Origin of the sequence: Kitasatospora sp. NPDC002551, assembly GCF_040296005.1 — a bacterium.
In the GTDB taxonomy this organism is placed as follows: domain Bacteria; phylum Actinomycetota; class Actinomycetes; order Streptomycetales; family Streptomycetaceae; genus Kitasatospora.
In genome coordinates this window covers 183,161-194,872 of the sequence record NZ_JBEOWI010000004.1, presented here as the reverse complement: position 1 = coordinate 194,872, position 11,712 = coordinate 183,161, and the positions used below count along the sequence as shown (strand labels likewise).

The window sequence follows — 11,712 nt, the reverse complement described above, 5'->3', positions numbered from 1 at the left end:
CGTTCTGCCCCACCGGATACCGGAGCCCCCATTGACCGAGCGCGCCCCGCGGCGATCCCGCCTGCGCCGATCCGCCCTGTCCGCCGCTGCCGCCGTCGCCCTCGCGGCCGCCTTCCTCACCCCCGCCGCCTCGGCGGCCCCGCCGGCCCCCGCGCCGCGGGCCCTCGCCGCGCCCGCCGCACCGGCGGTCGCCGCAGCCCCCGACATCCCGGTCGCCAACGTCAAGGCGCACCTGGCCCAGCTCCAGTCGATAGCCACCGCCAACGGCGGCAACCGGGCCCACGGCCGCACCGGCTACAAGGCCTCGATCGACTACGTGAAGAGCAAGCTGGACGCGGCCGGCTACACCACGACCCTGCTCACCTTCAGCTACAACGGCTCGACCGGCTACAACCTCATCGCCGACTGGCCCGGCGGCGACACCTCGCACGTCGTCATGGCCGGAGCCCACCTCGACTCCGTCACCGGCGGCCCGGGCATCAACGACAACGGTTCCGGCTCGGCCGGCGTCCTGGAGACCGCTCTCGCCGTCTCCCGGGTCGGCCTCAAGCCCACCAAGCACCTGCGGTTCGGCTGGTGGGGCGCCGAGGAGTACGGCATGGTCGGCTCCAAGAACTACGTCAACGGCCTCGGCGCCACCGAGCGTTCGAAGATCGAGACCTACCTCAACTTCGACATGATCGGCTCGCCCAACCCCGGCTACTTCACCTACCGCTACGACAGCGCCCTCGACGCCCTGTTCCGCGACTACTTCGCCGGCCTCGGCATCAGCACCGAGCAGGACTTCGAGGGCGACGGCCGCTCCGACCACGCCCCGTTCCAGAACGCCGGCATCCGGGTCGGCGGCCTGTTCAGCGGCGCCGACTACACCAAGACCAGCGCCCAGGCGGCCAAGTGGGGCGGTACGGCGGGCCAGCCGTTCGACCGCTGCTACCACTCCTCCTGCGACACCACCGCCAACATCAACGACACCGCGCTGGACCGGATGAGCGACGCCATCGCGTACGCGATCTGGACCCTGGCCGCCGGCAGCACCACCCCGCCCACCGGCACCGTCTTCGAGAACACCGCCGACGTCCAGATCCCCGACTACGGGTCGGCCGTGACCTCCGACCTCGCCGTCACCGGCCGCACCGGCAACGCCCCGGCCGCGCTCCAGGTCGGCGTGGACATCAAGCACACCTACCGCGGTGACCTCGTCATCGACCTGGTCGCGCCGAACGGCACCGCCTTCCGCCTCAAGGCGTCCAGTGGCGACTCCGGGGCGAACGTGCAGACCACGTACACCGTGAACGCCTCCGCCGTGCCGGCCAACGGCACCTGGAAGCTCAAGGTCCAGGACGTCGGCCCGCAGGACACCGGCTACATCGACAGCTGGAAGCTGACCTTCTGAGCCCGCGAAAAGGCCCCCGGGGGTGCCGGTCCGCCGGCCGGCACCCCCGGGAACTCCGCCTCGGGCGCCGGCTACGGAGCCATCTCGTACGCGCCCGAGAGCGCCTCGACCATGCCCCACACCTTGGCCGCCCGCGCCGCGTCCGCGACCGGGCGGCGCACGTGCGCCAGCGCCCACGCCGCCTGGGCCTCGGTGGCGGACGCCTTGCCGTGCAGCTCGGTGGCGTGCGCGGAGAAGTCCCGCACCAGCGCGTCGAAGACCTGGTCCAGCAGGTCCGCGTCCAGCCCGGTGAGCGCCGCCTGCTCCAGCACCAGCTGCCCGTAGACGATCAGCGCGAACAGCTGGCCGATCTCCAGCAGGAAGTCCAGGTCCGCCTGCTGCTCCGCGCCCGGCGCGTGGTTGAGCAGCAACTCGCAGAAGCCGTCGGCCTGTTCGCGGAACCGGGCGACGTTCGGCAGGTGCCCGTGCGCGTCGTAGGCGGCCCGCCAGTCGTGGAAGCGGATCGCGCCGAGGCCGCGGGCCGGTCCCTGCCGGAACAGGAACGCGTCGTCGGCGGCGTCCTGCCGGGTCGGCACCGGGGCGTACTCGGCCGGGGCGAAAAGGTAGTTGGCCATGAACTTGAGGATCAGCGCCAGGTTGACGTGGACGGTGCCCTCCAGCTTCGGCAGGCCGCGGATGTCCTTGGCGGCCTTGTCGAAGTAGGTGTCCGCCTCGAAGCCCTTGGCCGCGATGACGTCCCACATCAGGTCGATGACCTTCTCGCCCTCGGTGGTGACCTTCATCTTGGTCATCGGGTTGAAGAGCAGGTAGCGACGGTCCTCGGGGGAGGCGGTGCGGAAGTAGTCCACCGCGCGGGCGGAGAACAGCTTCATCGCCGCCAGCCGCGCGTAGGCGTCGGTCAACTCCCGGCGCACGTGCGGGAAGTCGGTGACCCGCTTGCCGTACAGCACCCGGTTCTGGGCGTGCGTCACGGCCTCGTACATCGCGTGCTCGCAGATGCCGACGGACGCCGTGCACAGGTTGAACTTGCCGACGTTGACGGTGTTCAGCGCGGCGTCGAAGGCGGGCTTGCCGGTGTGCAGGACGTCCTCGGCGCGGACCGGGTACTCCTCCAGCCGGAACTCGCTGACGTACATCTGGGCGTTGACCACGTTCTTGACCAGGTGGTACGCCTCGTGGCGGCTGTCGGCGGCGAAGAAGACGTAGCCCTCCGGCCCCTCGACGTCCGAGCGGCGGCCGAACACCGAGACCAGGCCGGCGACGTTGCCGTTGCCGATGTAGTACTTGGAGCCGGTGGCGGTGAAGCCGCCCTCGCCGTCCGGGGTGAGGATCATGTCGGTCGAGTAGATGTCGGCGCCGTGGCCGCGCTCGGAGAGACCGAACGCCATGACGTGACCCTCCGTCAGGAGGCGGGCCGCACGGGCCCGGACGGCCTCGTTCTCGCTCTGCCACACCGGGCCGAGGCCCAGGATGGTGACCTGCCAGGTGTACCAGTAGCCGAGGCCGTAGAAGCCGAGGATCTCGTTCAGCTCGGCGATCCGGGCGGTGTCCCAGCGCTTGGCCGGGTCGGCCGAGGAGGGCGTCAGGAACTCGGCGAACAGGCCCTCCTTCGCGGCGAATTCGAGGAAGTCGGCATACCAGGCGCGGTCGATGTAGGCGTCGATCAGCGCCTTCTTGCCGCGCGCTTCGAACCAGTCCACGGTCGCGCGCAGCAGCCGGCGGGTCGGCTCGTCGAACTGCGCGGGGTCGTAGGTGCTCGGGTTGAAGAGCATCGCGGGCTCCCGGGGGTCGAGGGTGAGGGCGGGGAGGGGTGGGGTGGTGGGCGGAGCGCGGGTTCAGCGGTCTTCGGCCAGCTCGCGCAGGGTGGCGAGCACGTCGTCGAGCCAGGCGAGGGTCATCCGCTCGTACTCGATGCCGCCGCGCAGCACCACGTGCTGGAGCCGCCGCTGGGCGTCGATCGCCTCCGGGGGCGAGTCCGCCGGGAAGTCGCGCCGCTCGCCGTGCAGGTAGCGGTCGAGCAGGGCGGCGTGGCCCTCGCGGTGGCGTTCGACCTCGGGGATCAGCGCGGCCGGGTCGTCGAAGGCCGCCGCCCGGATCCGGACGGCCAGCTCGTGCCGGACGGTCTCCGGTTCGACGGGCTCGCGCAGCCAGGCGGCGAGCGCCTCGCGCCCGGGCGGGGCCGCCGAGTAGACCTTCTTGTCCGGCCGGCCGTCCTGGGCGACCTCCTCGGCGCGGACCCAGCCGTCCGCCTCCATCCGCCGCAGCACCCGGTAGATCTGCTGGTGGGTGGCGGTCCAGAAGCGGCCGATGGACCGGTCGAAGCGCCGGGCCAGTTCGTAGCCGGAGCCGGGCCGTTCCAGCAGCGAGACGAGGATCGCGTGCTCCAGTGCCATGACCGGCATCCTGCTATGCAACGAGTTGCACAGGCAAGGGCGGCGAGTGGCGGTGAGACAGAGGTCACCCGCTGGGACGGGGTGGTGCGGAAGGGTAGTCGCCCTGGTCAAAAGGTGCAAAACGGTCGAAGGGCGCCAGAATGGTACTGGGCTAGAGCCCTCCATGTTCCGACCTAGGAGGTGGTATCGGTGTCTACCCAAGCGCCGATGGGCATGGAACACCATCCGGACATCGTCGAACTCCGGGAGCACTACGAGCGGGTCACCCTGACCCCGCGGGCCCAGGCCGTCGAGGCCCTGGCCGTCCTGGCCGGTCTGTTCCTGGCGGCCTCGCCGTGGATCGTCGGCTTCACCGCGTTCAGCACGCTCACCGTGACCTGCCTGATCGTCGGCATCGCCTACAGCGTGCTGATGGCCGGCTACGGCTCGGCGTACGAGCGCACCCACGCCCGGGCCTGGGCCGCCACCCTGCTCGGTGCGTGGACGATCCTCTCCCCGTGGGTCGTCTCGGGTGAGGTGGACCGGGGCAAGAACATCGTCACCTGCCTGATCGCGGGCGGCGTGATGTGCCTGCTGGGGATCGCCGCCATCTCGATGGCCACCATGACGTCGAACGGGGCGTCGATGCGGCGCGGCCGGGCCGGCCGGGCCAGGAGCTGACGGTCACCGTCAGCCCCGCACCCGGGGCGCGGAGCGGCGAGAGCGCCTCCGCGCCCCGGGCGCGTGTCCGCCCCCGTCCTACGGGCGGGTCATCCGCAGCACGTCCAGCGCCTCGTCCAGCTGCTCCAGGGTGAGCCGCCCCTGCTCGACGTACCCGCGGTCCAGCACCACCTGACGGATGGTCCTGCGCTCGGCCAGCGCCTGCTTGGCGACCTTGGCCGCCTCCTCGTACCCGATGTACCGGTTCAGCGGCGTCACCACCGACGGCGAGGACTCCGCGTACTCGCGGGCCCGCTCGGCGTTGGCCGTGATGCCGTCCACCGCGCGGTCGGCCAGCAGCCGGGCGCTGTTGGCCAGCAGCCGCACCGACTCCAGGACGTTGCGGGCGATCACCGGCAGCATCACGTTGAGCTCGAAGTTGCCGCTCGCCCCGGCCACCGTGACGGTGGCGTCGTTGCCGATCACCTGGGCGGCGACCATCAGCACCACCTCGGGCAGCACCGGGTTCACCTTGCCCGGCATGATCGAGGAGCCGGGCTGGAGGTCCGGCAGGTTCAGCTCGCCGAGGCCGGTGCGCGGGCCCGAGCCCATCCACCGCAGGTCGTTCGCGATCTTGGTGAACCCGACGGCGACGGTGCGCAGCTGGCCGCTCAGCTCGACCAGGCCGTCCCGCGCGCCCTGGGCCTCGAAGTGGTCGCGGGCCTCGGTCAGCGGCAGGTCGGTGGCCCGCGCGACCTCCTCGATCACCGCCGCCGCGAACCCGGGCGGGGTGTTGATGCCGGTGCCCACCGCGGTGCCGCCGAGCGGCAGTTCGGCGACCCGGGGGAGGGTGGCGAGCAGCCGCTCGCGCCCGTGCCGGACCTGCGCCGCGTAGCCGCCGAACTCCTGGCCCAGGGTGACCGGCGTGGCGTCCATCAGGTGCGTGCGGCCCGCCTTGACGACACCCGCGAACTCCGCCGCCTTGCGCTCCAGCGCCTCCGCCAGGTGCTCCAGCGCCGGGACCAGATCGTGCGTGACGGCGGCCGTGGCGGCGATGTGGATCGAGGACGGGAAGACGTCGTTGGACGACTGGCTGGCGTTGACGTGGTCGTTGGGGTGGACCGGCCGGCCGAGGCGCTCGCCGGCCAGGGTGGCGATCACCTCGTTGGTGTTCATGTTGGACGAGGTGCCCGAGCCGGTCTGGAAGACGTCCACCGGGAACTCGTCGTCCCAGCGGCCCGCCGCGACCTCCTCGGCGGCGGAGACGATCGCGTCGGCGGTCTCCGCGTCCAGCACGCCGAGCCGGGCGTTGACCCGCGCGGCGGCGGCCTTGATCCGGGCCAGCGCGGCGATGTGCGCCCGCTCCAGGCGCTGTCCGGACACCGGGAAGTTCTCCACCGCCCGCTGCGTCTGCGCCTGCCACTTCGCCCCGGCGGGCACCCGGACCTCGCCCATCGAGTCGTGCTCGATCCGGTACTCCTCGTCACCCATCGTGCGCTGCACCTCCTGAACGGTCCCGGCGGGCGGGGGCCCTCGCTTCCAGGGTCCGCGCCCCGTCCGGGTTCGGCTTCCGGACACCACAGCCACGCGCGGGCCCCGGGTATTTCCCGCCCGGAGAATCGGTCCCGGGCCGCCGGGCCGGTCACCGGAGGACGGCGGTCACCACCTCGCCCGGCGCCGTGCCGGCCCGAACGACCTCGGTGCCGTCCGGCGCCCAGACACCCGAGCCGCCCGAGGTGGCGGCGAACTCGCCGCTGGGCCCGGCGGCGGTGGACAGCACCACCCACACGCCGTTGTCCGCCGCCCGCGCCGGGTAGCGGGCCTCCTTGGTGGCCAGCGCCTCGGGGCCCGCCCCGTACAGCGTCGAGGCGACGTAGGCGTCGGCGCCGAGCGCGACCAGCTGCTTCACGTGCCCGGGGTTCGCGGCGTCCGCGCAGACCGCCAGGCCGAGGCGCCGGCCGTCCAGCTCCAGGACGGCGGGTTCCCCGGCGGCGAAGCGCTCGGCCTCCCGCCCGTAGAGGTTCGTCTTGCGGCAGGCCACGAAGGCGCCCTCGCCCGTGACGGCGAGCGTGCCGATGTACTCGCGGCCGTCCGCCCCGGCCACCGGCGCGCCGACCAGGGCCGTGGCGCCGGTCCCGGCGCAGGCCGCGACGAGCGGCGCGAGGCGCTCGTCCGAGGGGCCGACGGCGGGCGCGGCCAGGTCGTACCCGGTCAGCGACAGTTCCGGGAACACCACCAGACGGGCCGCCCCCGCCTCGCGGACCGCGGCGGCGTGCCGCTCGACGTTGACCGCGACGGTGTCGGGCCGCCCGGAAGGTGCGCAGGCGGGCTGGGCGACGGCAACGGCCAGGGGAGCGGGAGCGGGCACGGTGGGGCCTCCGGAGGTGACCAGGGACGGCGATCACGATCAACCTATGAGCTCACCGCAAAATCCGGCAATGTTCATTCCTTCGAGTGAAGATCACCAGCGCGACGGCAGCACCCGGCCGACCGCTTCGTACGCTCACCCGGGATCGGGGAGACCACGCGACACAAGGGGCGGACATGACGGCAGCGGCACACCACCACGACGAGCCGGGCCACGGCCTCAGCCGGCGCCGCCTGCTCGGCGCCTCCGCCGCGCTCGGCGCCGGCGCCTGGCTGCTGCGCGGCACCGTCGGCCCGGACACCGCCCGGGCCGACGCCCCCGTCCCGCCGGGCCTCCCGGCCGGCACCGAACTGTTCCGGCGGGTCTACCAGAACTGGTCCGGCGAGGTCCGCACCGACCAGCTCTGGACCTGCGCCCCGCGCACCCCCGGGGAGGTCCCCGCGCTCGCCGACTGGGCCCGCGCCCACGGCTGGCGCCTGCGCGCCCAGGGCCACCGCCACACCTGGGCGCCGCTCACCGTCGCCGACGGCACCCCCGCGGCGGCCCGGGTACTGCTGCTCGACACCACCCGCCACCTCACCGCGATCACCGCCGACTCGCCCACCACCGTCCGCGCCCAGAGCGGCGCGAGCATGGAGGCCCTGCTCGCCCACCTCGCCGAGCGCGGCCTCGGCCTCACCGCCGTCCCCGCCCCCGGCGAACTCACCGTCGGCGGCGTGCTCGCGATCGGCGGCCACGGCAGCGCCGTCCCCGCCGCCGGCGAGCAGCGCCCCGACGGCCACGGCTACGGCTCCGTCAGCAACCAGGTCACCCGGCTGACCGCCGTCGTCCTCGACCCGGCCACCGACCGCTACACCCTGCGGACCTTCGACCGCTCCGAGGCCGACAGCGCCGCCTTCCTGGTCCACCTCGGCCGGGCGTTCGTCACCGAGGTGGTGCTCCGGGCCGGCGCCGACCGGCCACTGCGCTGCGTCAGCCGGCTGGACCTCCCCGCCGCCGAACTCTTCGCCCGCCCCGGAGCGTTGCCGCCCTCCTCGCCCTCCCGCCCGCGCACCTTCGCCGACTTCGTGGAACGCGACGGCCGCGTCGAGGCGATCTGGTTCGCCTACACCGAACGGCCCTGGCTGAAGACCTGGAGCGTCACCCCGAACCGCCCCTTCGCCGCCCGCGCCGTCGACGAGCCCTACAACTACCCCTTCTCCGACTCCGTCCCCGAGCCGGTCGCCCGGCTGGCCGGCGACCTCGTCTCCGGCACCTGGGCCTCGGCCCCGCTCTTCGGCCAACTCCAGTACCTGATCGCCAAGATCGGCCTCACCGGCGATCTCACCGACGTCCTGCTCTCCGGTGACCTGCTGCGCGAACTGCTCACCGGCGAGGTGATCACCCACCTGCTCGCCGGCGGACTGCGCTCCGACCTCTGGGGCCCCTCGCGCACCCTGCTCCAGTACGTGCGCCCCACCACCCTGCGGGTCACCGCGAACGGCTACGCGATCCTCGCCCGGCGCGCCGACCTGCAGTGGGTGGTGGCCGAATTCGCCGACCGGTACCGGGAGTTGCTCGACGCCTACCGGGCCCGCGGCGAGTTCCCGGTGAACGGCGCGGTGGAGATCCGGGTCACCGGCCTCGACGACCCGGCCTGGTCCGGGGTGCCCGGCGCCCGGCCGCCGCTGCTCTCCGCGCTGCGCCCGCGCCCGGACCGCCCCGAGTGGGACACCGCCGTCTGGCTCGACGTGCTGGCCTTCCCCGGCACCCCCGGGCTGCACCGCTTCGCCCGCGACCTCGAACAGGCCCTGCTGCGCTCGTTCGACGGCACCCGGGCGGGCCTGCGCGTCGAGTGGTCCAAGGGCTGGGCCTACACCGAGGACGCCGCCTGGGCCGACCCGGACATGCTGGACCGCGTCGTCCCGGCCAGTCACCGCGCCGGCGGCGGAGCCGGCTGGGACGAGGCGGTCACCGTCCTGGACCGCCACGACCCGCACCGCGTCTTCGGCAACCCCTTCCTCGACCGGCTCCTGAAGCTCTGACCGCAGCGGAAGCCGTTGATGTGACGGCCCGTCAGACGTGCTCCATTACGATCACCGCGACGGTGTCCGGCGCCAGGGCCCGGAACACGTGCGGGACGTCGCCCGGGTAGCTGACGTAGTCGCCCGGGCCCAGTTCGACGGGCGCCCGCGTCGGCCCGGCCAGGGCCCGCCCGGCGCTCAGCAGCACGTGCTCGACGGTGCCCGGATTGTGCGGATCGGAGGCCCGGGCCTCGCCCGGCTCGGCGTCGATCCGGTAGATGTCGCGCCGGGCGCCCGGCGGGCAGGAGGCGAGCAGGGTCGCGGCGTAGTCGGCCCGCTCGGAGTGGGTGACCGGCCCCTCGCCGGCCCGCACCACCCGGACCGTCGGGCGCGGCGGGTCGACCAGCCGGCTGAACGGCACGTCCAGGGCGACACCGAGCGCCCAGAGCGTCTCGACGCTGGGATTCCCGGCGCCCGACTCCAGTTGCGAGAGCGTCGATTTGGCTATCCCCGCCCGGCGGGACAGCTCGGCCATCGACAGCCCGGCGCGCTCGCGCTCGCGCCGGATCGAAGCCGCGATCAGCTCGATCAACTCGCCCCCGGAGGGGCTGCCGACGTGGGTTCCACTCATCAGTGTTCGCTCCATGCGTCCAGGCGTTCGGTTTGACGAACGACCCCTTTTGCGTTCACTCTACTGGACATGCGTTCGCTCATCCGAACTCTTGAACGTGCCACCCTCCGTGACATCGCCCTGGTCTGCCTCGCGGACGCGCTGGTCGGCGTCTCGTTCGGGGCGATCTCCGTCTCCGGCGGCCTCCCGCTCTGGGTGCCCGTGGCCATGTCCGTGCTGGTCTTCGCCGGGGGCGCCCAGTTCGCCGCCGTCGGCGTCGTGCTCTCCGGCGGCGGCGCGCTCGCCGCCGTCGTCACCGCCCTCGTCCTCAACGCCCGCCTGCTGCCCTTCGGCTTCACCGTCGCCGACGCGCTGGACGGCCCCCGGTGGCGCCGGCTGCTCGGCGCCCAGCTGCTGACCGACGAGTCCACCGCGTTCACCCTGCTGGAGTCCGACCCGCGACGGCGCCGGGCGGCGTACTGGGTCAGCGGCCTCGCCCTGTTCGCCATCTGGAACGTCGCCGTCGTGATCGGCGCGGCGGCCGGCGGGCTGATCGGCGACACCGACGCCCTGGGCCTGGACGCCGCGTTCCCCGCGGTGCTGCTCGCCCTCGTCCTGCCCGCGCTCCGCGACCGCCGCACCCGCACCGCCGCCCTGGCCGGCGCCGTCGTCGCGGTGGCCGCCACGCCGTACGTGCCGGCGGGCGTGCCGGTGCTGCTCGCCCTGGCCGGACTGCTGTTCGCCGCCCGCCCGACCGGCCCGGCGGCGCCCCCGCCCGGAGCGGCGTCCGAGCCCGTGCCCGGCTCCGGCCGGTCCGACCGCCTCGCCGGGGAGGTCCGCCGATGACCCTGACCGCCGTCCTGCTGCTGGCCGCCGGCACCTACGCCTTCCGGCTCGCCGGACCGCTGCTCGGCGGCCGGATCACCGTCTCCGAGCGCCTGCGCCACCTGCTCGCCGTCTCCGCCGCGGTGCTGCTGGTCGCCCTGGTGGCCACCGGCGCGCTCACCCAGGGCCACGGCTTCGCCGGGTGGGCCCGGCCGGCCGGGGTGCTGGTCGCGGGCGTCCTCGCGCTGCGCCGCGCGCCGTTCCCGCTGGTGGTGGTCGCGGCCGCCGCGACCACGGCGGTGCTCCGCCTCTGCGGCGTTGCCTGACCGTCCTGCCCGTCCCGTCCCGTCCCGTCCTGACCTGACCTGACCTGACCGGCCTGGCCGTCCGCCGGACACCGGCCGACGACGGCCCCCGGTCCCCGGCCGTCAGCCGTCCCGCTCGGCGAGCCGGTCCTGCTGCACCTCGGGCCGCTTGCTGTCCCACAGCAGCTCCCACACCTTGAAGACGCAGTGGTAGTCCCGCATGCTCCCCTCGGTGATCAGCAGATAGCTGTCACCGTCCCGCAGCAGCCGGCGCCGCCGGCCGTTGAACGGGTGCTGCGGGGTGTACGTCGGGACGATCCGCCGCAGCTCGGCGAGCGCGTCCTCCCGGTCGCCCTCGACCTCGGCGAGCACTTTGGCACCCCAGAGCCGGTTGTCCCCGATGCCTTCGGTCTCCTGCACGACCACGGCCCACCGGCCCATGGCCCACCACCCCTCACGTCTCGTCCCGTGCCCGGCCCCTGCGCGGAGGCGTCATCGTAGCGACGCGTCCCCGGTGCCCGCACCGGTCTCGGTCGGCACCTTGTAGAAGATGGTCGTCGCGCGCGGCACCCCCGCCGGATCGGTCGCGAAGTCGGGCACCGTGCCGACCCGGGTCCAGCCCGCCGCCGCGTACATCCGCTCGGCGGGGCTGTCCGTCTCGGTGTCCAGCACCAGCGTGCGCAGCCCGCGTCCGGCGGCCGCCGACTCCAGGGCCGCGAGCAGCCGGCCGGCCAGTCCCCGACCGCGGTGCGCCCGGTGCACCATCAGCTTGGCGACCTCCCCCCGGTGCAGGCCGTTGGCCGTCGCCGCCGGACGCAACTGCACCGTCCCGGCGATCCGGCCGTTCCCGTTCCCGCTCGCGCTTCCGCTCCCGCTCGGCGTCGCGTCCGTCCCGTCGGCCTCGGCGACCCAGAGCAGCAGCCGCCCGGCCGCCACGTCCGGAGCCAGCGCCCGCCACCAGCCGGCCGCCGCGGCCCGGTCCAGCGGGGAGAGGAAGCCGACCGACGCCCCGGCGCCGACCGTGTCCGCGAGCAGCCCGCCCAGCAGGCCGTCCAGGCTGTCCGGCCCGTCCGGCCCGTTCGCCGACCCGCTCAGCTCATCCGCCGTCACCAGCCGGATTGTGTACATGCTCACTCCCTCGTCCGCGGCCGTCCCAGGAGCGGCCCCGTGCGCCAT

At 73.9% G+C, this 11,712-nt stretch carries 12 protein-coding genes; 5 read left to right on the top strand and 7 right to left on the bottom strand.

Going from position 1 to position 11,712, the window contains the following annotated elements; genetic code table 11:
- Window positions 1-31: 31 nt before the first annotated feature.
- Complete coding sequence (locus ABT093_RS06380) at window positions 32-1,393, top strand: M28 family metallopeptidase (RefSeq protein ID WP_350560966.1); 1,362 nt, start codon at window positions 32-34, stop codon at window positions 1,391-1,393.
- Window positions 1,394-1,464: 71 nt separating this feature from the next.
- On the opposite strand, the gene ABT093_RS06375 is transcribed toward ABT093_RS06380, so the two are convergent.
- Together ABT093_RS06375 and ABT093_RS06370 are read right to left on the bottom strand one after the other, a co-directional pair.
- Window positions 1,465-3,165: an acyl-CoA dehydrogenase family protein gene (locus ABT093_RS06375; RefSeq protein WP_350560964.1), complete on the bottom strand. Its 1,701-nt coding sequence runs from the start codon at window positions 3,163-3,165 to the stop codon at window positions 1,465-1,467.
- Window positions 3,166-3,228: 63 nt separating this feature from the next.
- Window positions 3,229-3,786: a PadR family transcriptional regulator gene (locus ABT093_RS06370; RefSeq protein WP_350560962.1), complete on the bottom strand. Its 558-nt coding sequence runs from the start codon at window positions 3,784-3,786 to the stop codon at window positions 3,229-3,231.
- 189 nt (window positions 3,787-3,975) lie between these two features.
- On the opposite strand from ABT093_RS06370, the gene ABT093_RS06365 reads away from it, so the two are divergent.
- Window positions 3,976-4,446, top strand: a complete 471-nt coding sequence (locus ABT093_RS06365; protein WP_350560960.1) for an SPW repeat protein — start codon at window positions 3,976-3,978, stop codon at window positions 4,444-4,446.
- A gap of 78 nt (window positions 4,447-4,524) precedes the next feature.
- Here ABT093_RS06365 and ABT093_RS06360 read toward each other — a convergent pair whose 3' ends face one another.
- Both ABT093_RS06360 and ABT093_RS06355 read right to left on the bottom strand, forming a co-directional pair.
- Window positions 4,525-5,916 (bottom strand): class II fumarate hydratase, encoded by a 1,392-nt coding sequence (locus ABT093_RS06360; RefSeq protein WP_350561158.1) that lies wholly within the window; start codon window positions 5,914-5,916, stop codon window positions 4,525-4,527.
- 151 nt (window positions 5,917-6,067) lie between these two features.
- Complete coding sequence (locus tag ABT093_RS06355; protein WP_350560958.1) at window positions 6,068-6,793, bottom strand: carbon-nitrogen hydrolase family protein; 726 nt, start codon at window positions 6,791-6,793, stop codon at window positions 6,068-6,070.
- Window positions 6,794-6,969: 176 nt separating this feature from the next.
- Here ABT093_RS06355 and ABT093_RS06350 point away from each other — a divergent pair, with 176 nt between their 5' ends.
- A complete protein-coding gene (locus ABT093_RS06350; protein ID WP_350560956.1) occupies window positions 6,970-8,817 on the top strand; it encodes a cholesterol oxidase substrate-binding domain-containing protein in 1,848 nt (615 codons plus the stop codon).
- 31 nt (window positions 8,818-8,848) lie between these two features.
- On the opposite strand, the gene ABT093_RS06345 is transcribed toward ABT093_RS06350, so the two are convergent.
- Window positions 8,849-9,427, bottom strand: a complete 579-nt coding sequence (locus tag ABT093_RS06345; protein WP_350560954.1) for a helix-turn-helix domain-containing protein — start codon at window positions 9,425-9,427, stop codon at window positions 8,849-8,851.
- Between the two features lie 69 nt (window positions 9,428-9,496).
- Here ABT093_RS06345 and ABT093_RS06340 point away from each other — a divergent pair, with 69 nt between their 5' ends.
- Both ABT093_RS06340 and ABT093_RS06335 read left to right on the top strand, forming a co-directional pair.
- Window positions 9,497-10,252: an AzlC family ABC transporter permease gene (locus ABT093_RS06340; protein WP_350560952.1), complete on the top strand. Its 756-nt coding sequence runs from the start codon at window positions 9,497-9,499 to the stop codon at window positions 10,250-10,252.
- Window positions 10,249-10,557, top strand: a complete 309-nt coding sequence (locus tag ABT093_RS06335; protein ID WP_350560950.1) for an AzlD domain-containing protein — start codon at window positions 10,249-10,251, stop codon at window positions 10,555-10,557. Before ABT093_RS06340 ends, ABT093_RS06335 begins: the two co-directional genes overlap by 4 nt.
- A gap of 102 nt (window positions 10,558-10,659) precedes the next feature.
- On the opposite strand, the gene ABT093_RS06330 is transcribed toward ABT093_RS06335, so the two are convergent.
- Window positions 10,660-10,956 carry a hypothetical protein gene (locus ABT093_RS06330; protein ID WP_350560948.1) on the bottom strand — a complete coding sequence of 99 codons (297 nt, stop codon included), beginning with the start codon at window positions 10,954-10,956 and terminating at the stop codon, window positions 10,660-10,662.
- A gap of 72 nt (window positions 10,957-11,028) precedes the next feature.
- On the bottom strand, window positions 11,029-11,664 hold the full coding sequence (locus tag ABT093_RS06325; protein ID WP_350560946.1) for a GNAT family N-acetyltransferase: 636 nt from the start codon (window positions 11,662-11,664) through the stop codon (window positions 11,029-11,031).
- Between the last annotated feature and the right edge of the window lie 48 nt (window positions 11,665-11,712).

Bases quoted from the DNA above. Each gene is read 5' to 3' on its own strand.
- ABT093_RS06370 (WP_350560962.1), bottom strand. From the start codon at position 3,786: ATGGCACTGGAGCACGCGATCCTCGTCTCGCTGCTGGAACGGCCCGGC.
- ABT093_RS06345 (WP_350560954.1), bottom strand. From the start codon at position 9,427: ATGAGTGGAACCCACGTCGGCAGCCCCTCCGGGGGCGAGTTGATCGAG.
- ABT093_RS06360 (WP_350561158.1), bottom strand. From the start codon at position 5,916: ATGGGTGACGAGGAGTACCGGATCGAGCACGACTCGATGGGCGAGGTC.
- ABT093_RS06340 (WP_350560952.1), top strand. From the start codon at position 9,497: ATGCGTTCGCTCATCCGAACTCTTGAACGTGCCACCCTCCGTGACATC.
- ABT093_RS06335 (WP_350560950.1), top strand. From the start codon at position 10,249: ATGACCCTGACCGCCGTCCTGCTGCTGGCCGCCGGCACCTACGCCTTC.
- ABT093_RS06375 (WP_350560964.1), bottom strand. From the start codon at position 3,165: ATGCTCTTCAACCCGAGCACCTACGACCCCGCGCAGTTCGACGAGCCG.
- ABT093_RS06350 (WP_350560956.1), top strand. From the start codon at position 6,970: ATGACGGCAGCGGCACACCACCACGACGAGCCGGGCCACGGCCTCAGC.
- ABT093_RS06325 (WP_350560946.1), bottom strand. From the start codon at position 11,664: ATGTACACAATCCGGCTGGTGACGGCGGATGAGCTGAGCGGGTCGGCG.